Origin of the sequence: Mucilaginibacter sp. (assembly GCF_039921305.1) — a bacterium.
Lineage (GTDB): Bacteria > Bacteroidota > Bacteroidia > Sphingobacteriales > Sphingobacteriaceae > Mucilaginibacter.
Window position 1 is genome coordinate 1 of the sequence record NZ_JBDSCA010000055.1, and the last position, 20,047, is coordinate 20,047.

The 20,047-nt window shown below is 41.6% G+C and carries 24 protein-coding genes; 16 read left to right on the forward strand and 8 right to left on the reverse strand.

Translation table 11 applies throughout. The features are described 5' to 3' along the window. The first annotated feature begins 122 nt into the window (after positions 1-122). The 6 genes from tpiA (at position 123) to ABIN91_RS16750 (ending at position 4,722) form a co-directional block, all read left to right on the forward strand. Positions 123-887 carry a triose-phosphate isomerase gene (gene tpiA, locus ABIN91_RS16725; RefSeq protein WP_348052388.1) on the forward strand — a complete coding sequence of 255 codons (765 nt, stop codon included), beginning with the start codon at positions 123-125 and terminating at the stop codon, positions 885-887. Between the two features lie 153 nt (positions 888-1,040). Further along, entirely contained in the window at positions 1,041-1,478 is a 438-nt protein-coding gene (locus tag ABIN91_RS16730) for a hypothetical protein (RefSeq protein WP_348052390.1), read from the forward strand. A gap of 16 nt (positions 1,479-1,494) precedes the next feature. Then, the gene (locus tag ABIN91_RS16735) at positions 1,495-1,977 is read left to right on the forward strand and encodes a hypothetical protein (RefSeq protein ID WP_348052392.1); all 483 of its coding nucleotides are present in this window, start codon (positions 1,495-1,497) and stop codon (positions 1,975-1,977) included. Further along, positions 1,977-2,813 (forward strand): 50S ribosomal protein L11 methyltransferase, encoded by an 837-nt coding sequence (gene prmA / locus ABIN91_RS16740; protein ID WP_348052394.1) that lies wholly within the window; start codon positions 1,977-1,979, stop codon positions 2,811-2,813. Before ABIN91_RS16735 ends, prmA begins: the two co-directional genes overlap by 1 nt. 128 nt (positions 2,814-2,941) lie before the next feature. Continuing rightward, complete coding sequence (locus ABIN91_RS16745; RefSeq protein WP_348052396.1) at positions 2,942-4,315, forward strand: Mur ligase family protein; 1,374 nt, start codon at positions 2,942-2,944, stop codon at positions 4,313-4,315. Positions 4,316-4,380: 65 nt separating this feature from the next. Then, on the forward strand, positions 4,381-4,722 hold the full coding sequence (locus ABIN91_RS16750; RefSeq protein ID WP_348052400.1) for a helix-turn-helix transcriptional regulator: 342 nt from the start codon (positions 4,381-4,383) through the stop codon (positions 4,720-4,722). Positions 4,723-4,769: 47 nt separating this feature from the next. Here ABIN91_RS16750 and ABIN91_RS16755 read toward each other — a convergent pair whose 3' ends face one another. The 3 genes from ABIN91_RS16755 to scpB all read right to left on the reverse strand — a co-directional run bounded on the left by ABIN91_RS16755 (position 4,770) and on the right by scpB (position 6,894). Further along, complete coding sequence (locus ABIN91_RS16755; protein WP_348052402.1) at positions 4,770-5,888, reverse strand: GNAT family N-acetyltransferase; 1,119 nt, start codon at positions 5,886-5,888, stop codon at positions 4,770-4,772. 86 nt (positions 5,889-5,974) lie between these two features. Continuing rightward, positions 5,975-6,172, reverse strand: a complete 198-nt coding sequence (locus tag ABIN91_RS16760; RefSeq protein WP_348052403.1) for a hypothetical protein — start codon at positions 6,170-6,172, stop codon at positions 5,975-5,977. 161 nt (positions 6,173-6,333) lie between these two features. Further along, on the reverse strand, positions 6,334-6,894 hold the full coding sequence (scpB, locus tag ABIN91_RS16765; RefSeq protein ID WP_348052404.1) for an SMC-Scp complex subunit ScpB: 561 nt from the start codon (positions 6,892-6,894) through the stop codon (positions 6,334-6,336). A gap of 176 nt (positions 6,895-7,070) precedes the next feature. Here scpB and ABIN91_RS16770 point away from each other — a divergent pair, with 176 nt between their 5' ends. The 4 genes from ABIN91_RS16770 to ABIN91_RS16785 all read left to right on the forward strand — a co-directional run bounded on the left by ABIN91_RS16770 (position 7,071) and on the right by ABIN91_RS16785 (position 9,793). Continuing rightward, the gene (locus ABIN91_RS16770; protein WP_348052405.1) at positions 7,071-7,700 is read left to right on the forward strand and encodes a DUF2807 domain-containing protein; all 630 of its coding nucleotides are present in this window, start codon (positions 7,071-7,073) and stop codon (positions 7,698-7,700) included. 123 nt (positions 7,701-7,823) lie between these two features. Continuing rightward, positions 7,824-8,546 (forward strand): head GIN domain-containing protein, encoded by a 723-nt coding sequence (locus tag ABIN91_RS16775; RefSeq protein WP_348052407.1) that lies wholly within the window; start codon positions 7,824-7,826, stop codon positions 8,544-8,546. 62 nt (positions 8,547-8,608) lie between these two features. After that, complete coding sequence (locus ABIN91_RS16780; protein ID WP_348052408.1) at positions 8,609-9,034, forward strand: DUF2007 domain-containing protein; 426 nt, start codon at positions 8,609-8,611, stop codon at positions 9,032-9,034. 36 nt (positions 9,035-9,070) lie between these two features. Then, the gene (locus ABIN91_RS16785; RefSeq protein ID WP_348052410.1) at positions 9,071-9,793 is read left to right on the forward strand and encodes a diphthine--ammonia ligase; all 723 of its coding nucleotides are present in this window, start codon (positions 9,071-9,073) and stop codon (positions 9,791-9,793) included. Positions 9,794-10,545: 752 nt separating this feature from the next. Here the strand turns inward: ABIN91_RS16785 and ABIN91_RS16790 are convergent. Both ABIN91_RS16790 and ABIN91_RS16795 read right to left on the reverse strand, forming a co-directional pair. Next, positions 10,546-10,794 (reverse strand): hypothetical protein, encoded by a 249-nt coding sequence (locus ABIN91_RS16790; RefSeq protein ID WP_348052412.1) that lies wholly within the window; start codon positions 10,792-10,794, stop codon positions 10,546-10,548. Between the two features lie 13 nt (positions 10,795-10,807). Then, positions 10,808-11,545, reverse strand: a complete 738-nt coding sequence (locus ABIN91_RS16795; RefSeq protein ID WP_348052413.1) for a DUF3291 domain-containing protein — start codon at positions 11,543-11,545, stop codon at positions 10,808-10,810. A 103-nt stretch (positions 11,546-11,648) separates the two neighbouring features. Between ABIN91_RS16795 and ABIN91_RS16800 the strand changes: the two genes are divergently transcribed. The 5 genes from ABIN91_RS16800 (at position 11,649) to ABIN91_RS16820 (ending at position 15,852) form a co-directional block, all read left to right on the forward strand. After that, positions 11,649-12,131 carry a GAF domain-containing protein gene (locus tag ABIN91_RS16800; RefSeq protein ID WP_348052414.1) on the forward strand — a complete coding sequence of 161 codons (483 nt, stop codon included), beginning with the start codon at positions 11,649-11,651 and terminating at the stop codon, positions 12,129-12,131. Beyond that, positions 12,124-12,774, forward strand: coding sequence for an alpha/beta hydrolase (locus tag ABIN91_RS16805; protein ID WP_348052415.1), 651 nt, complete (start codon positions 12,124-12,126; stop codon positions 12,772-12,774). Before ABIN91_RS16800 ends, ABIN91_RS16805 begins: the two co-directional genes overlap by 8 nt. Further along, on the forward strand, positions 12,771-13,373 hold the full coding sequence (locus ABIN91_RS16810) for a DNA-3-methyladenine glycosylase (RefSeq protein ID WP_348052417.1): 603 nt from the start codon (positions 12,771-12,773) through the stop codon (positions 13,371-13,373). Before ABIN91_RS16805 ends, ABIN91_RS16810 begins: the two co-directional genes overlap by 4 nt. A 162-nt stretch (positions 13,374-13,535) precedes the next feature. Beyond that, positions 13,536-14,810 carry a kynureninase gene (gene kynU, locus ABIN91_RS16815; RefSeq protein WP_348052419.1) on the forward strand — a complete coding sequence of 425 codons (1,275 nt, stop codon included), beginning with the start codon at positions 13,536-13,538 and terminating at the stop codon, positions 14,808-14,810. A 136-nt stretch (positions 14,811-14,946) separates the two neighbouring features. Further along, positions 14,947-15,852, forward strand: coding sequence for a histone deacetylase (locus ABIN91_RS16820; RefSeq protein ID WP_348052420.1), 906 nt, complete (start codon positions 14,947-14,949; stop codon positions 15,850-15,852). 81 nt (positions 15,853-15,933) lie between these two features. Here ABIN91_RS16820 and ABIN91_RS16825 read toward each other — a convergent pair whose 3' ends face one another. Further along, the gene (locus tag ABIN91_RS16825; protein ID WP_348052422.1) at positions 15,934-17,292 is read right to left on the reverse strand and encodes an MATE family efflux transporter; all 1,359 of its coding nucleotides are present in this window, start codon (positions 17,290-17,292) and stop codon (positions 15,934-15,936) included. Between the two features lie 80 nt (positions 17,293-17,372). After that, entirely contained in the window at positions 17,373-18,605 is a 1,233-nt protein-coding gene (locus ABIN91_RS16830) for a TCR/Tet family MFS transporter (protein ID WP_348052424.1), read from the reverse strand. A gap of 85 nt (positions 18,606-18,690) precedes the next feature. On the opposite strand from ABIN91_RS16830, the gene ABIN91_RS16835 reads away from it, so the two are divergent. Further along, positions 18,691-19,278 (forward strand): TlpA disulfide reductase family protein, encoded by a 588-nt coding sequence (locus tag ABIN91_RS16835; RefSeq protein ID WP_348052426.1) that lies wholly within the window; start codon positions 18,691-18,693, stop codon positions 19,276-19,278. Positions 19,279-19,315: 37 nt separating this feature from the next. Here ABIN91_RS16835 and ABIN91_RS16840 read toward each other — a convergent pair whose 3' ends face one another. Next, entirely contained in the window at positions 19,316-20,047 is a 732-nt protein-coding gene (locus ABIN91_RS16840; protein WP_348052428.1) for an SIMPL domain-containing protein, read from the reverse strand.

A 20,047-nucleotide genomic window follows, 5' to 3' on the forward strand; every position in this document is an offset into this window, starting at 1 on the left:
AGCTTTTGAAACCAATTCCAAAGTATTTGAACGCCGCGAACACCGTGAATTTAACCAAATTGAACAAGATATTTTACAAACAGTATTTGACTTAACCAAAACACATAGAGATTTTTAACATCATGAGAAAAAAAATAGTAGCCGGTAACTGGAAAATGAACACGGATTATAACGAAGGTTTAACCCTGTTTAGCGAAGTAGTTACCCTGGTAAATGCCGAAATAACCGGCTCACAAACGGCCGTAGTATGTAGTCCGTTCATCCACCTGCAAAGCCTGGTCGAAAAATCAAAAACCAGCGATAAAGTATTTATTGGCGCGCAAAATGCCCACCAGGCCGAATCTGGTGCTTACACCGGCGAAATATCAGCCAAAATGATTAACTCTATCGGTGTTGATTATGTGATATTAGGTCACTCGGAGCGTCGCCAGTACTTTGGTGAAACCAACGAATTATTAGCTAAAAAAACTGATACCGCTTTAAAAAACAGCTTAACCCCAATATTCTGTATTGGCGAAACTTTGCAGGAGCGCGAAGCCAACACGCATTTTGATGTGATCAAATCACAACTGGTAGAAGGTGTTTTCCATTTAGATGCCGAAGCCTTCGCCAAAATAGTGATCGCTTATGAACCAGTTTGGGCCATAGGCACAGGAGTAACCGCCAGCGCGGAGCAAGCGCAAGAGATCCACGAGTTCATTCGTAAAGAGATCTCCGCCAAATACACTCAGGCCGTAGCCGATGAAATCACCATGCTTTACGGTGGAAGCTGCAATCCTAAAAACGCCCCCGAACTATTCGCCAAAGCGGATATTGATGGTGGTTTGATAGGCGGAGCATCATTAAAAGCAAGAGATTTTGTGGATATATTGAAGGTGTTTAATTGATAATAATATCAAGTAATTAGTATCAAGACAACCCACGCGTTATTGCGAGGAACGAAGCAATCCCCAACTTACAGAGTCGCTCTGTATAGTATAAGGATTGCTTCTTATCTAAGCGTGACATTGAATATAAAAATGCTTACCTATTTAAAAACGATGTTAATCTGTGTTTTTCTAAGTTTTAATGTATTCAAAGCTTCGGCTCAGGATGAACGAATAACTGTTTTAAACAAAGGCATTATCGGCAAACCCTTTATTTTCGATAAATCAAAAGGTAAAGATCACGACAAAACAACACTCAAATATTTGGGGAAGCTTACAACTAAGCCTGGCGTAACCTATAAAATTATGTCATCCTGTTGGATATGGGGCCTATCCCAAAGAACAACTTCCCGAATTTTAGTTTACACAGCTCAGAATAAATATATCGGTAACTATTATATGTCAACTACCGATGTTCTACCTGTAAAAATAGCTCGAAACCAATTGATCTTTAAAGATGTTAATGGTGTATCTGATTCAATTAATTTCAATAATGGCGTACCTAAATACATCATTGTTAACGGTGATGATGCCAGTTTTGATAGAGAATAGATTGTAAACCAAACTCATGAAACGTTTACCAAAACTCCTTTACATTCTATTGCCAACTTCAATTCCGCTGGTGTTGTTTTCTTTTGTTGCGAAACACTATACCGAGGGCGATTCAGGTAACCAAAGCCTTTTAATTGACGTGATTTACAGTTTAATATCTTTTTATCGCAGCACAGTGCCTATACTGTTTGTGGTAGCTGTGCTTGTACAATATTTGATTGTTTTACCTATATGGCACAATAACGCTTCAAAACCATGGCTAACCAAAGTGATGTGGATGGTATTGATTATCGTGGTTTGTATAGGTTTGTCTGCATTATTAAGTTACATCATTTGGGATACTAAAGATGGCACATCATGGTTAATTAAGGTAACCATAGCTGTAACCGGCATGCAGTTAGCTTACTGGCTGCTTAACTTAGTTTTGTTGAAAATTCTGACATCTACCATCAAAAGCAACCATCAAAGTTTACCCAACAATACTCAAAATTTAGAATAATGAATTACTACGAACTTCTTTTCACCACCATCATAACCGACGATTACCAGCAGGACCTACTAATAAACGAACTGGCCGAATACGGTTTTGACACCTTTGAGGAAGTTGATTTCGGCTTTAAGGCTTACATCCCGGTTGATAATTTCAACAAGAAAACGCTGGACGAACTGCTGCAGCCCTATCACGAAATGTTCACTTTTAGTTATGAGGTAAACCTGATCCCGCAAAAAAACTGGAACGAGGTATGGGAAAGTAATTTTGAGCCGATACAAATTAAAGATCAGATCTACGTAAGGGCAACCTTTCACCAACCTAAGCCTGAGTTTAAGTACGAGATAGTGATCGACCCGAAAATGGCGTTTGGCACAGGGCACCATCAAACCACATCCATGATGATGGATTTTATGCTGGAGGCTGATATGAAGGACAAAACCGTGTTAGATATGGGCTGCGGAACAGGTATCCTGGCTATCCTGGCCTCAAAAATGGGAGCAACCAGCGTGACCGCGATAGATTATGATGAAGTGTGTTATGATAGCACGCTCGAAAACGCGCCTTTAAATCACATAGGTAACATCATAGCCATATGCGGTTCAAAAGATGCCATTCCCGATTATGAGTACGATATCATCCTCGCTAACATTAACCGCAACATACTGATGGAGCAAATGGACCGCTACGCGCAGGTACTAAAGCCTAATGGCGAGATCTATTTCAGCGGTTTTTACGAAAGTCCGGATATGGAGATCATTACCACCGAAGCTGCTAAATACGGCCTCAAATACATCTCGCACAAAGAAAACAAAAATTGGGTGTCCGTAAGAATGGGCAGCTGAGTTTTCAACAATACCATAAAATACTAACAATCTTAATTATAGGCCCTTATTGTAATAAATTAATTACCTCGAATACTGGTAATTTTGTTTCTTTGTAGGTGTATTTGCTTAATACGTAATAAATTTACATGAGGGTACATTTTATAGCCATTGGCGGCAGCGCCATGCATAATTTAGCTATTGCTTTGCACAAAAAGGGATTCACGGTTACGGGCTCTGATGATGTGCTTTTTGAGCCATCGGTATCGCGCCTGGCCAAACATGGTATTTTACCCGAAGCAAATGGCTGGTATCCCGAAAAGATAACCGCTGATATTGATGCCATTATATTAGGCATGCATGCCCGCGTTGATAATCCGGAGTTGTTAAAAGCGCAACAACTTGGCCTCAAAATTTACTCATACCCCGAATACATTTATGAGCAATCGAAAAACAAAACCCGTGTTGTAATAGGTGGCAGCCATGGTAAAACCACTATTACCAGTATGATACTGCATGTGCTAAAAGCAGTCGGCAGGGATTTTGATTACTTAGTAGGCGCTCAACTGGCCGGTTTTGATACCATGGTGAAGATAACCAACGAAGCGCCAATTATTGTTATTGAAGGTGATGAGTACCTGTCTTCGCCGATAGACAGGCGGCCTAAGTTTCACTTGTACAAAGCAAGTATTGCAGTATTAAGTGGCATCGCCTGGGATCATATTAACGTTTTTCCAACATTTGAAAACTACACCGAGCAGTTCAGTCTGTTTTTAGATACCATAATACCTGGAGGAGCCGTAGTTTATAGCGAAACCGATGAGGTTTTAAAAACCACGGTTATAAATAATAAAGCTGATATTAAAAAAGTGCCGTACCACCTGCCCGCTTTTGAAATTGATAGAGGGGTAACCAATATTCTATATAACGGTAATAAATACCCTTTGCTGGTTTTTGGAGAGCATAACCTGCTTAACATTGAAGCAGCGCGCTTAATGTGCCAGGAGTTAGGTATCGCTGCCGCGGACTTTTACCAATATATTACCACCTTTAAAGGTGCTGCGCGCCGTTTGGAAGTATTAGCCGATACGGAAACAGGTAATATTTATAAAGATTTTGCCCACTCGCCATCCAAATTAACGGCTACTATTAACGCGGTTAAAACCCAATTCCCAGATAGGAAACTGATAGCGGTTATAGAATTGCACACTTTTAGCAGCCTGAACAAAAGCTTTTTAAATGAGTATGCCGGCACACTGGATATTGCCGACGAGGCTACCGTATTTATTGACGAACACACTTTTCAGCAAAAAAATATTGAACCTTACCCTGTGGGGATATTAAAATCAGCTTTCGCCAATAATAATATGCAGGTTTTTAATCAGCCGGGAGCATTGTTAGCGTATCTGGAAAATATTGATTTAAACAATACAAACTTGCTTTTAATGAGTTCTGGCAACTTTGGGGGTATAAACTTGAACGAGCTGACAGACAAGTTAACAAAAAAAGCTGAACACATTTGAAATTTTAATTAAAAAATTATCGTAACTTTATAAATTACAAACCTTATCCTTTAATTAGTTATTACATGAAGACACTTGGAAAAAAAATCAGACTACTACGTCACCAAAGGGGTTGGAGCCAGGAGGACGTTGCCAAACGCCTTGATATTTCCATTCCTGCTTTCTCGAAAATTGAAACCGGCATTACCGATATTAACCTGTCCAGATTAGAGCAGATATCGATTTTGTTTGAGATGACAGTAGTTCAGTTGTTGACTTTTAACGATACCGAGCAAGAAGCAAAATACAATACCGAATTAGATACCGTAAGCAAAAAATTAAGTGACCGCGATATTGAGGTGATCGATCTTCAAAAGAAGGTGATTGAGCTTTACGAAGAACTTCGATTAAATAAAGTAACAGCATAATAAAAAGACCCGGTTATTCATCGGGTCTTTTTATTTATCTCGGCGGTTTAAAATATACATCGCATAGTAAGGTGCCTTTTGCCAAACGTGGCGCCTGTTGCTTCGTGTAAGGCAATCATTTTCTCATTAAAATCACCCACCCATGATAGCTCTAACTCAAAATACTGGTTTAGCGGGTAAACATATTCCTTCAGTTTAATAAACATGGCCGATTCCAACCCGTGTTTCTGAAATTTCTCTTTTGTTCCCATCACAATGGCCCGCATACGCGATACGCCTTTCCATTTATTGTATAAAAACTTAAGCTTACCTATTAAATCAAGTTTGCCATTTAAGCCTTTAATCATCTGGTTAGCATCAGGTAATATGAGTGTGAACGATGCGGGTTCGCCGTTAACGTAAGCAAACCAGATCAAACTTTCGTCCATAATAGCTTTCATCTGGCTAAAATTCTCCATAATGGTAGCCTTATTAATAGGGACAAAGTTTTCAAAATTCTTCCAGGCATCGTTATAGATCTCCATAAAATCATCGGCATACTGATCTATTTTATCAGCTTCAAGGTGCTTAAATTCATAGCCGGGCTTTTTGGCCACCCACTCCGCTATCTTAGTAAAGCGCTCGGGGAAGGGTTTGTATACCGTTAAATGGTTGGTAATCTGTTCGTATTGGGTTTTAAAGCCATAATCTTCAAAAAAAGCTCTGTAATAGGCGTGGTTATAGTTCATTCCGTACGATGCTACTGTGAAACCTTCAACCAGTAGGCCCCAAAATTTGTCGTTTTCGCCAAAGTTTATTGGGCCATCCATGGCCTTCATACCTTTTTGCTGTAGCCAGGCTTTGGCGGTATCAAACAGTTTAAAAGCGGCTTGCTTGTTTTCAATACATTCAAAAAATCCACAACCTCCGGTTGGTTGCTCATAGTTATAGGCTTTCTGTTCGTTAATAAAAGCGGCTATACGGCCTATCAGTTTGCCATTATCATCATGTAATATCCAGCGGGTAATTTTACCATGGGTATGGAAATTGTTCTTCTTAGGGTCAAAAACTGCCTCAATATCCATATCAAGCGGGCATATCCACACATCATCGTTCTTGTAAATACTACGCGCGACATCTAAAAAGGCTTTTTTATCTGCTTTGCTAATAACTTCGGTTATCGTCATGCGTTAAAAATAAAAAAAGCATCCGGCTTTAAGCCGCATGCTTCTGTATAAATATCATTTTGTTATTATCTATCAATAATCATCTATCAATAATCGTCATCCTCTTCCAGACCGTCAAATTGGTCATACGCCCCCAATTCGTCTATCGAGTTGTCAAACTCATCCTCATCGTCGTCATCAATAAACCTGCTTTTAGGTTTGGGTGATGCCTCTTTTTCACTTCCTTTTTTGGCTGGGCTTGTACTTGCACTTGTCTTTTTTGCCGGTTTTTTGGGGGTTTCCATTGAAAAATAGATTAGCGTTGTAAATAGTTTATCTTAATTTAAATTTACTAAGAAATTAGAATACGTTAGGTTTTTTTTGAAAATTTTTATTTGATGAGGTTCTGCCCATCTGATTACCAAAAATAACGAAAATGATTTTTAATGAAAAAAAGATTGAAGATTTATTCTGATTGCTCCCCAACCGCCGAATCATCACTTGTAAGTTCTTTTAATTGAGGTAATTCGTTCAAATTATTAATGCCAAAATAGTCCATAAAAAACTCGCTTGTAGCATAAATTATGGGGTGGCCAACACTTTGAGCCTTACCGGCGATAGCAATTAATTCTTTTTCGAGGAGTTTTTGTATCGAATAATCGCAATTTACGCCACGTATTTGCTCAATATCAAGCTTGGTTACCGGCTGATTATAGGCAATAATGGCCAGTGTTTCTAAAGCCGCCTGGCTCAGTTTCTTTTTTGAGCGCTGTATTTGCAGTTGTTTAATAATAATGTGATAATCTTTTTTAGTTAAAAACTGGTAGCCGTTATTAATATGAACTAATTCGATAGCAAAATTTGGATCGAGGTATTTTTGCTGGATATTTTGGATAGCCTGTTTAACATCCTGCTCCAAAAAATCGCGCTCAAAGCTCAATTGAAGGCAATACATGATCTCTTCAAACCGGATGCTGTTTTCGGATGCGAAAATTAATGCCTCTATATATAAGTCTGGTTTCTCCATTACAGCCCTAAAATAATAAGTTTTTTGGTGATAGCCGTTACGGGTTTAAACTGTGTAACATATAACATACAAAATAATTAAAAATAATCTGTAACCTTTCTTAAACGGGTGCGTCTTATGGATATATTAATTAAAACAATAACATTAATCAACTGATTATAAAATAGTTACAAATCATGAAAATAAAAATATTATCTATCGCAACCATACTTTTAATAGTAGCATCAATAAGTAGTAAAACATTTGCAGCCGGTAAAAATATCAGCAAAACAGCCGAAGCCACTGCAACAACTTTGCTTGAGAACGTTAGCAACATTAACAAAATTGAAGTTCACGGTAACGTGCAGCTTTACGTAACCAACGGCCTTAACGACAAAATTAAGGTATACGATAACTACTACAACCAAAACGCTTTAGTGCAAGAGCAAGACGGTGTATTACGTATCTCATCATACAAAAATGAAAAATTAGTAGTTTGGGTAACCGTTGCCGATTTGAAATTATTATCAGCTTATGATAACGCTTCGGTTGAATCTTTTGGTAAATTTTCGGCCCTTGATTTTAGCCTGAACTTAAACAACAGCGCAACAGCCAACTTTAATATGGATTGTATTGAAGCCAAAATAGCTGTTAGCGATAGCGCTAAGGCTAATATCAGCGGTAACGCAAGCCAAACATCATTGGTAATTAACCAATCGGCTACGGTAAATGCCACACAATTAATTGCCGATAACATCAGTACACAACGTGTACAGCCTAAGGCTAAGGTACTTGCAAACGTGTTAGACGAACTGGCTTTTAACTAATAAGCACTTAACCCCATCATATATATAGCAAAGGCCATCTTAATAAAGGGTGGCCTTTTATTTGTTATAGTATAAGTGTAACTTCATCAAATAAAGCGTAGTCAAACCCAATAAATACTCTGTATGAAAAAAATATACATGTTCCTGGCAGTTGCAGTGTCGTCGTATGCTCTAATTGGTTTATCAGCCTGTAATGTAGCCTGCACAAATGGTTCGGGCAAAATGGTAACCGAAACACGAAAGGTTACCGGTTTTGATAAAATAGATATTAGTGGTGGTTTTGACGTAGTAATTAAACAGGATACTGCCGAATCGCTCTCTATCACGGCTGATGATAACCTGATGGAAGCCATTAAAAGCGAGGTTAGCGATGGTAATTTGAAGGTTAAAACTAAAGGCAGTATATGCAATTCGGGTAAGCTTGTATTAAATATCAGCTTGCGCGACCTGTCTAAAATTGAAACATCGGGCGCTGTGAATGTAACATCGAACGGCAAGATCACCACCAAAAAACTTGTTATTGGTACATCAGGAGCAGCAAAAATAACACTTGATTTAAGCGCGGATAATTTATTTACAAACGGTAGCGGCTCAACAGAATTAAACTTAACCGGGCAGGCCAGCTCGCATTTGGTAAATTTTTCGGGCTCGGGTACATTAAATGCTCTTGATTTTGTTGTGGCTAAATACACGATAGAAAGCAGCGGAGCCACTCATTGTAAAATAAACGTACTCAATGAGCTAAACGTAAGCAGCTCAGGCGTATCTGATGTTGAGTACCGGGGCAATCCGGCTAAAATTCACGAAGATAAATCGGGAGCATTAACTTTAAAAAAGATAGACTAAGCTATTAAGCCTTATATTTGTGCCTCAATGCCATAAAACATTGAGGCATTTTTATTACGATTATGGAAGCCGAAGAGCAAATTATCACCTTTCAAACCTATTACGACCCTATGCTGGCACATATTGTGCGCACAAGACTTGAGGATAACGGTATAGCATGCTTTGTAGTAGATGAGAATATGGGGACGCTATATCCGGCCTATAACGCGGCCATAGGCGGCATCAAACTTAAAATATTTGCTCGCGATCTGGATAAATGCAAAGCTATTTTGGCCGAAGATAGTACTCTAAACGTTGATGAAATACCCGAAGCTGAATCAGAAACACAGGTTGTTTGTCCATATTGCGGCTCAAATAACGTGCGTTACGGCTTTGCAAGCGGCGAAAATACAGGCTGGTTTGCCAGGTTGTTCTCGGCAATCAGGTTAGATAAGTTTGTTGAGCAAAACGAATTTCATTGCTTTAACTGTGGCCGGGATTTTGAATAAAATATTTAATCCTTCAATAACTCAATCCTTCGATCATTGAAAACCTGCATATTTAACTGGAGTGGGGGCAAAGACAGTGCACTGGCGCTATACTACTGCCTGCAAGACCCGGATATTCATATCAAATACTTAGTAACAACGGTTAACGATGCCATGAACCGCATCTCGATGCATGGTGTTAGAGAGGCGCTATTGATTGAGCAAGCCGAAAGCATTGGTATTCCTTTATACCAGATCAGGCTGCCCGAAATGCCCGGTATGCAGGAGTATGATGATACTATGCGAACCCATTTAAACAAGCTAAAAACCGAAGGTGTAACCCATAGTATTTTTGGTGATATCTTTTTAGAAGACCTTAAAATGTACCGTGATGAGCGCCTTGCCGAAGCTGGCCTTACCGGGATCTACCCCCTTTGGAAGCGCGATACACACGAGCTGATCAACGAGTTTTTGAACCTCGGTTTTGGCACGGTGATAGCCTGTACCCAAGCCTGGCTGGGTGAGTTTGTGGGTAAAGAAATTAGTCGTGATCTGATCAATTCCCTTCCGGATGGGGCCGACGTTTGCGGCGAAAATGGGGAATTTCATACCTTCGCTTTTAAGGGGCCGATATTCAAAACCTCCATCAATTACCAAACTGGCGAGAAGGTTTTTAAGGAGTATGCCGCTCCCAAAAATAACGATGATACCTGCAACTCATCAACCACGGCGCAAGCCATATCGGGCTTCTGGTATTGCGATCTGCTGCCTAGTGACTGAGCCCTAATCACATCTTTTCAATGGCCCATAAGTGAGCTTTAGTGATGTGCGGTTCACCACTTGAGAGGGGCGAATTAGTGCGTTATTCTGCATACTGATCAACCACTTTTAGGTGCTTTACCGGTTCTGATTTTTGTCTTTTTTAGGGCTTGAAATCAATTGTTTTTTGGCCTCAAAAGACCTCCTGGAATTCACTAATTTCTATCGCTTTTTACTCCGAAATATGGGAGGCATGTACTCAGCTTTTTTGCACCTTTTAGGAGTGTAAATTCGATGAATAATCAAGCCGTTTTTTACCTGTAAATTATTCAAATTTTATCGCGATCTAAAATTTAAGGAAGCGGGGAGGAGGGACGCGTTTTGAAATTCTGTATACGGAATTGAAAAGTATGGGGGAAAATCCCAAGGAAATCCCGTATGATTTTGGCCTTACCAAAGTGAAATTTTCTTCTGGAATTTATGCTGTTTTATGAAAAATTTATGTTTAACTTTAACACAGGCTACCGGGTACTCACCTAATCAAAAAAGCCAAAACCCACCCATTTTTCATGATTTTATAGCACAAAATAAAATTTTGTATATTTATTTAACTTGTTTATTTTCAAATTATTAAATAACCATATTTAAAGGATTTGATTAGATAGGTGACTTGCATTGAGATATTTGACAATATAACGCCAAATAAAATTCTGTATGGTTATCCTAAGTAATATAACTTATTGGTATTAAGTTATATATGTGGAATATCGAAACTAGAAGTTATAACGGTAAAAGCTGTCTTTAAAATCTGTGCGCATGCCTAAAAACCTTTCGCCAACGGTTTTTAAAAAGGGTTCATCAAGCAGTTCAAAAACACTGTTTACGCCGTCGGTCAAATCCATCTCGTTCATCTTGTAAATTTGCTCGAGCGAACCTTGCTCTATTTTGATGATGAATTTTTGGTTCATCATCAGGATCGAAATCTTGAACTCAGGATGTGGTAATTCTGCTATAATTCTCATCGTATTTTGGGTGTTAGTTTAGTAAGTTTTTTAACGGGTTTTTCCCGTTAATTGTACCCCATGTTTCAATGGGTTTAAAGCGGGCAAAAAGCTCCTCGCTGTACCAGTTTTCCTGGCGTGTTTTTTTTATCACTTCGGCATGTTTTGGCGAGCGGTATGCATAGCTTTTTACAGCCTCCAAATTCTCCCAGATAGAGAAGGTTGCCTGCCTGTAAACCGGCGCTTCGCCAATACCAACCGAGGCAATATATCCGGGCGAGGTAGTCAACATTTCGGCGGCTTCGTCCACATGGCTCCAAAAGTTTTTGAGCCTGTTGAGGTTGATGGTTGCTCGGGTAAGTATGGCAATCGGTCCGTCGTGATTTTGAACATCCGGTTTGCCGAAGGGCTCGCTTCCATCCCATTTGCCGTGGCTCTGTAAAGGTTCGCAAAGTATGGTCCAGCTTTCGTAAGTAAACAGCTTCCACCATCGGGATACAAAACCCGATCTGTAAAAATCGTCGAAGTTTTTTCGCTCTTCCCAAACGGCTAAAAGGCCCCATTGCTGCCAGTCGGGTTTAAGGTCAAAACTCCCGTTATGTCCGCAGCCTAACAGCTTCCAAAATGAACAGCCCTTGCTCAGCATCATGGGCAAACGGTGCATCGCCATAGCCAGCAGGGCAAGGGGCACAAAGGCTTTCCGGTAACGAACTATGGTGAGGCTAACGATCATGTTTTGAACAACAAAATTACTACGATAAGCTGAACGCATTATAATTAGTTATCAAGGTTGGCGCAGAGTGTTGATAACCCAGATGCCAACATTTTACCCTGCCCTGAATATTTGCCCCGTTTCATTTTGTAGCTTTGTTATCATGGCAGAAGATCTGAGCATCATCACATCCGTAAACAAAGAGGAGCAGTACCGCTCACTCATCCCGCAAATTGCCGCCCTACTTGAGGGCGAACCCGATTTGGTGGCTAACCTTGCCAATATTAGCGCGGCTTTGAAAGAACAGTTCAAATGGTTTTGGGTAGGCTTTTACCTGGTGAAGGGTGAACAATTGGTATTGGGCCCTTTCCAGGGACCGGTAGCCTGTACTCGTATTGGCAAAGGCAAAGGCGTTTGCGGCGCATCATGGCAGCGTGCCGAAACTTTGATCGTCCCGGATGTGGATGCTTTTCCGGGTCACATCGCTTGCAGCTCTTTGTCACGGTCGGAGATTGTATTACCCTTGTTCCAGAACAACGAGGTAGTTGGCGTTTTGGATGTGGACAGCGAAGAGCTGGATCAATTTGACGAGATCGATGCCAAATATCTAAAGCAAATTATTGAACTCGTAAATTTTAATGTCTAAGCTCTTTCTCATATCCGGCCTCGGAGCCGATGAGCGGCTATTCAAAAATCTCGACCTATCGGGATTTGAGGTTGTACCCGTTACCTGGATAGAACCCGAAAAGCAAGATACCCTTACCACCTACGCCACCAAACTGATTTACCAATTTGGTATTGAAGCAGGTGCAAGTATAATTGGCGTTTCGTTAGGAGGGATGCTTACCGTAGAGATTGCAAAGCAAGTTCAGTTACAGCATGCCATCATCATATCCAGCATCAAATCAAAAACCGAAGCGCCCTGGTACTTCGCGTTCTTTCGTAACGTGCCGGTTTATAAATTGCTATCGGGTGGGTTTGTGCAGAAGATGGGGCCGATAGTGCGACCGTTATTTGGCAAGTTTACGGGTAGCAAAGAAACCCCCATGTTTTTTTCGATGCTGAAAAATAGTAATCCAATATTTTTAAAGTGGGCAATGGGGGCCGCCTTACATTGGAATGGTGAGCCGGCACCGTATAAAATAAATCATATTGTTGGCGATACGGATCTCATTTTTAATCATAAACTAATTAGCAACGCCATTGTTATCCCGAAAGGTGATCACGTAATGGTTTACAGTCGTGCCAAAGAGATAAGCCCGATAATTAGAAATATACTGAATGGATGAAACTGCCCTTAGAATTTTATACCCATAACGATGTATTGAGCATCACCCGTAGTCTGTTAGGAAAATACCTGTTCACCAAAATCGATGGCATCATAACCGGTGGGTACATTGTTGAAGCCGAAGCCTACAATGGGATTATTGATAAAGCCTCACACGCGTACGGCAACCGTAACACACCTCGTACCCAAACCATGTACATGCAGGGCGGTGTAAGTTATGTGTACCTGTGCTACGGAATTCACGAGATGTTTAACATCGTAACATCAACCGAGGGCCAGCCACATGCCATTCTTATCCGTGCTATTGTGCCAACCGATGGAATTGAAGAAATGTTGCTGCGCCGTAATATGCCCGTTTTAAAAAATAACATTACCATGGGGCCGGGTTCGGTAGCACAGGCCTTGGGTATATCCCGCAAGGTAAACGCTGTCGACCTTACCGGAGATGTGATCTGGATAGAAGACCGTGGCTTAAGCTTTACTGATGATGAGATCAAGGCGGTACCCCGTGTAGGTGTAGCCTATGCCGCCGAAGATGCCTTGCTGCCTTACCGCTTTTTTGTGAAGGATTGCAAGTACGTGAGTAAACCGAATAAGTAGATGCTCTCACCACCACGTCATTGTGAGCTCTTGCGTGGCAATCTCTTTAGACAAGCGAACTTTACAAGGTTGGACATACATATCGGATCGGCTTAAAGAGATTGCTTCATGCTTCGCAATGACGCGTAGTTTAAAAGAGCAAGAATTTCGTAATATTGAATAATGAACTACCAAAACACCCACCAATTCGCGCAGCAATTAGATCAGCAGGATGAGCTTGCCCCTTTGCGGGATAAATTCATCATCCCGCGGCACAATGGTAAGGATATGATTTACCTGTGCGGTAATTCGCTTGGCTTGCAGCCTAAACAAACACAGGCAGTAATTGCAGAGCAATTGAGCAACTGGGGCAACCTGGCTGTTGAAGGCTGGTTTGATGGCGATAGCCCCTGGCTGCAATACCACAAACAACTTACAAAGCCCTTAGCGGGAATAGTTGGCGCATTAGATACCGAAGTAGTAGCCATGAATACCCTCACCGTAAACCTGCACCTTTTGATGGTGAGCTTTTATAAGCCTGCGGCTAAAAAGTTTAAGATCATTATGGAAGGTGGCGCTTTCCCGTCAGATCAATATGCGATAGAGAGCCAGGTACGTTTTCACGGATATAAACCGGCGGATGCCATTATAGAAGTTTTCCCACGCGCTGGGGAAGATACCTTGCGTACCGAAGATATCCTGCAAAAGATAAACGATAATGCCGGTGAACTGGCCCTGGTGCTATTCGGTGGCATTAATTATTACACCGGCCAGTTTTTTGATCTGGAAGCTATAACCAAAGCAGGCCATGCAGCCGGTGCTTATGTTGGCTTTGATCTGGCGCATGCCGCGGGTAACGTTCCGTTGCAGTTACATAACTGGGGTGTTGATTTTGCCTGCTGGTGTTCGTACAAATACATAAACTCGAGCCCCGGGGGTATTAGCGGGGCTTTTGTTCACGAAAAACATTTTGAGAATGTAGAATTGAACCGGTTTGCCGGATGGTGGGGATACCGTGAGGATAAACGTTTTGAAATGAAGCCCGGTTTTAAGCCCCAGAGCGGTGCCGAGGGTTGGCAGGTAAGTTGCAGTCCGGTTTTGTTAATGGCGGCGCATAAGGCGGCTTTAAATGTGTTTGATTATTCGGGTGGGATAGGGCCTTTGCGTAAAAAAAGCAAACTACTTACCGGCTATCTGGAATTTTTAATTGAAGGGATCAACACATCGCACCAAAAGCAAAGATTCAAAATTATCACACCCAAAAATGAGGATGATCGTGGCTGCCAATTATCTATTATTTGTGATAACGGCAAGGCCATATTTGATCAGTTGGTTCAAAACGGAGTATTGGGCGATTGGCGCGAGCCGGATGTGATCCGTTTAAGCCCGGTACCGCTGTATAACTCGTTCACCGATGTGTATTTTGCGGCGAAGTTTTTGAGCGAAGCGGTAAAGTAATTACGATAATGAATAAAAAACTGTGTCATTGCGAGGAACGATGCAACCGCACGGAGGCATATTCGCCCTGTGTAGCCGCTTTACCTCGATGCGGTTGCCGCGCTATCGCTCGCAATGACACGGCGGGGAGGTTGCCATGCTAAAAATATCCTACGATCCCATATACGCTTTAGAACTCCCGGAAGGCCACCGCTTCCCGATGCTCAAATATGAGCTGATACCGGAGCAATTACTACACGAGGGTTTGATCACGCAAGAAAACTTATTCGCGCCAAGCAAACGGGTTGATGAAGATATTATCCTGCTCACGCACGAGAAAGAGTATTGGGAACAATTGCGCGATCAAACCATATCGTCCAAAGATACCCGCCGGATAGGTTTCCCCATGTCGCCTCGCTTAATTGAACGTTCGGCAAGAATCTCGCAGGGAACCATTGAAGCCTGCCATTACGCGCTCCAAAATAGAATAGCCTTTAACGCTGCGGGCGGCACACACCATGCCGGTACCAATTGGGGCGAAGGTTTTTGTATGCTGAACGATCAGGCAATAGCTGCTAATTATTTGTTGCATAATGGTTTAGCTAAATCCATTTTAATTATTGATCTGGATGTTCACCAGGGTAACGGCACGGCGCAAATATTTGAGAACGACAGCCGGGTGTTTACCTTTTCGATACATGGCGCTAATAATTTCCCTTTCAGAAAGGAAAAATCAGACCTTGATATTCCCTTGTTAGATGGGGTAACTGATGGACAGTACTTAACCATTTTGTACAATATTTTACCCAAACTCATAGCCCAACAAAAGCCTGATTTTATATTTTATCTTTCGGGGGTAGACGTATTGGGAACCGATAAGTTAGGCAAATTTGCCATGACCAGAGAAGGCTGCAAAGCCCGCGACCGCTTTGTGTTTGAGCAATGCATCAAGAATAACATCCCTGTACAGGTAAGTATGGGCGGCGGCTACTCGGCCGATATACGCGATATTGTGGAGGCGCATTGCAATACGTATAGGGTAGTTGTAGATCTTTATTTTTAGAGCCCCCAAGCCCCCTAAAGGGGGATCTTTTGATTAGCATGTTGGCTTGTAAACTTAATATATGCAAGTCAAGTTCCCCCTTTAGGGGGCGGAGGGGGCTTTCCTACTAATATATTGGAACCTCAAAAATAACAGTGTTGATGCCACCACCAATCCCAATACTAACCCGCACCAAATGCCAATGGCCTCTAAATGCAGGTGTATGCCTAACCAGTAACCAACAGGCAGGCCCACTATCCAGTAAGCTAAAAATGTGATGATGGTGGGGTAGTTTGAATCGCCCATGCCACGTAAAATACCTAAACCAACTACCTGCGTACCATCAAACAGTTGGAATATGGCCGCCAGTATTAATAATTGGGCAGCGTAGTTTATTACCAGTTCGTCTGTAGTAAACACCCAGGGCAAAAGGTGGTTGCCAAAGGTGAATATGATCGCGGTAATGCTCATAACGGCCAAAACTATATGATAGCTTGACACTGCCGACGCGCGTAGCTCTGCAAAGTTTTTACTCCCAAAGTTATTGCCCGATTTTATAGCTGCCGCCGATGATACACCAGTAGCCATCATGTAAGCCAGGGCGGCCAAAGTAATAGCCACCTGGTGCGCTGCCTGTTGTACCGGGCTTATGGAGCCGATCAAAAAATTAGCACCCGCAAAGGCACTCACCTCAAAAGTATATTGCATGGCCACGGGTGCGCCCATTTTTATCAAAGTCCAGCTCCGGGCACGATCGATATTGCGGATGGCAAAATCATGCAGGTACATTTTAAAGCGTGCCGATCTTAAAACATATAGCGACATTACCACTGCCATTAAACAACGGTCTATCAAAGTGCTATAACCAACACCACGTATCCCCATCGGCTCAATACCAAATAAGCCTTTTACAAAAATTATCCCCAGGCAAATATTTAACACGTTTCCCCAGATAGAAATCTTCATGGCTTGTTTGGTAAAACCAAGCCCTTCGGCAAACTGCTTAAAGGTGTTGAATACCATTAACGGTACGATGGACGAGGCCAGCAATATTAAAAAGGGTTTGGCCTGCGCTACTACTAACGGCGATTGATCCAAATGGTAAATAACCGTTTGCGAGCAATAATAAACTACACCAAACAGTAACAGACCGGTAACCAAATTAATAAGCAGACTATTGATCAGTAAACGCCCGCACTCGGCAAAGTTTTCGCGCCCGCTTTCTTGCGCAACCAGTGGTGTTATGGCGTATGACATACCCATCCCCGAAACCAAAATGATAAAGAAAGCACTTACCGCGAACGAAACGGCCGCCAAAGCGATAGTACCGGCCCAATGCCCAACAATAACACTATCAGATAGCTGAACCATCATATGCCCGGCCTGTGATATCATTACAGGGATGGCCAGTTTTAGGTTTTCGCGATAGTGAGGCTTGTATTTGTTATAAATGCGTTTCATGGTGCCGTGGTTGAAACGGCCTGCAAAATTACGAAATCCCTACTTCAATAATAAAATAAACCTGCGAATTGTATCCTGCGTTAAGTCCTTTTTGCTTCTTTTTTAAAGTTTCGTATGGCAAATATGGCACTGAATAACATAAACAAAGCGCCAAGCAAAAATGGTGCACCCGGAAAGTATATTGGCGCGGTTTTTCCCGAAAAGTAAAAGAACAGGCCGTTCATGATCAGCGGGCCTGCAATTTGCGTAAGGCTAACTAAGCCGGTTAGCCCTCCTTGCAATTCACCCTGTTCGTTAGCAGGAACCTGCGATGTAATGATACCTTGCAATGAAGGCCCTGCTATACCACCCAGGCAATACGGAATGGAAAAAGCAAACATCATCCATCCTTCGCCCGCTATTGAATACAATAACAGCCCGGTGCCATAAAGTATTAAACCGATTACTATACTGCGTTCTTTACCTAATTTAGGTATAGCAACACGAATAAGCAATCCCTGCACCAAGCCAACTAACAAGCCCACTGTGCCTAACGATAAGCCGATCGTACGCTCGGTCCATTGAAATTTCTCAATTGTATAATAGGTCCAAACGTTTTGTACCGATTGTGCGCCAAGATAAATTAATACATAAGATGCCGTTAAGCCTAATACAGCAGGGTATTTTGAAAGTTGGATGAGTGAGCCTACAGGATTAGCCCGTTTCCATTCAAATGGCCTTCTTTTGTCTTTAGCCAACGACTCAGGCAATACAAAAAAGCCGTACAAAGCGTTCAGCAAAGCCAGACCTGAGGCTGTTAAAAATGGAACTTGCGTGCCATAGTGGCCTAAAAAGCCTCCTAACACAGGCCCAATTATAAACCCCAGTCCAAACGCGGCGCCCACGATACCGAAATTTTGCGCACGGTTTTCATTGGTGCTTATATCGGCAATATAAGCTGTAGCTGTAGTAAAGCTCGCTCCGGTTATGCCGGCAATAATACGGCCAACAAACAACCACCATATAGTGGGGGCAAAAGCGAGGAACAAATAATCGATACTAAAACCTAATAATGATGCTAACAGCACAGGCCTGCGGCCAAATTTATCGCTAAGGTTGCCAATAACCGGCGAAAAAATGAATTGCATTGTAGCATAAGCTATGGTTAGCAAAAGGCCGTAGAGCGACGCCGTGCGTATATCACCGTGTATCAATTTTTCTATCAACTTAGGAAATACAGGTATGATAATACCGAAGCCGATAACATCAATAAGTAAAGTGATAAATATAAAGCCTAACGCAGCCGGGCGTTTAGGTTTTGCAGTTTGTTCCATTTTGCAAAATAACATCATTTAAATTTATTATTAAAGGCTTGTGTTTGATTAAATTATTAAATATTTTTATTAAAAATTTTCGTCTATGAAAGCGTTTTACATAAATATTACCTGCTGGTTGATGTGCATTTTAAGCTTAGGCGTACCAGCGAAAGCTCAGGAAACAACCGCCATAAAAAGTGCAGTGATTGGCGATATTGCTCCCGATTTTACCTTGAAAAATATGGATGGCGATGCGGTAACCATGGCCGATTATAAAGGCAAAATTATTGTTCTGGATTTTTGGGCAACATGGTGCGGCCCCTGTAAAGCATCGTTTCCGGGGATGTTAGTGGCTAAGGATAGGTTTAAGGCCGATCCCAATGTGGTATTCCTTTTTATTGATGTATCCGAAAGGAGTATTAATTATTTAGGTATGATCAAGAGTTTTTTAAACCAAAACTCATACCGCTTTACAGTTCTTGCGCATGGAAGAGATCAGTTTGGTAATCAAAACCGGATAATGAAAGATTATGGCATAACCGGCATCCCAACCAAAGTGGTGATAGATAAAGCGGGCACCATCCGCGCCAGGCATGTGGGCTTCAACCCTAACACTACCCCTGAAGAACTGGCCGATGAGGTAGAGCGCATGATAAAAAAGGCAAGCAAAGAACAACCGGTTAAAGCTTAAGTAATTGCTTGAACGGTTTTTTCCATATTTTTTATAGCTATTCTACGGCGTAATCAATCCTGATGGTAATGGATGCTGTTTTATTACGCGATGTTGTATTCAATGTTCCACCACCGGCATAGCTTTCATTGTCATTCTCGCCTGTGATTTGAAAAACGCCCATAGTAGCCTGCTTAATTTTACCTAATTGACTACCAGAGTTTTTAGCGATAGTTTCTGCACGTGATTTAGCATCCGCACTTGCCTTGGCTAACAGGTCGATCTTTAATGCAGATAAATTGGTATAATAGTAAGATGGTGGCATTGAATTCATTTCAATTCCCTTCTGTATCAGCTCGGTTATTTCTCGTGACACCTTTTCGATCTTATCAATGTCTGTTGATTTTACACTGATGCTTTGCTTTAAACTGTAACCCTCTAATTTTGAACCGGTGATAATGCCATGTGCATCATAGGTTTTGGCATAATCTTTTGTAATATCAACTGATGAAAACAATACCTCGCTATCACTAATGCCCTTACCTTTTAAATAAGCGGATACCGCCGCTTCGTCTTCCTTTAACAGTGAGTAAGCGCTTTTTAAATCCGGACTTTTACGCGAATAATCACCTTTCCAAACAATAAGGTTGCTGGTGAAATTCTTCTCGGCCAAACCCGTAACTGTTATATTTTCCGCATCTTTAAACTTGTACTTATAAGTTCCCGAAAATATGAGGGATATCAAAATTAGCGAAATGCCAATAATTAGTGCGTTAATATTCGGTTTCAT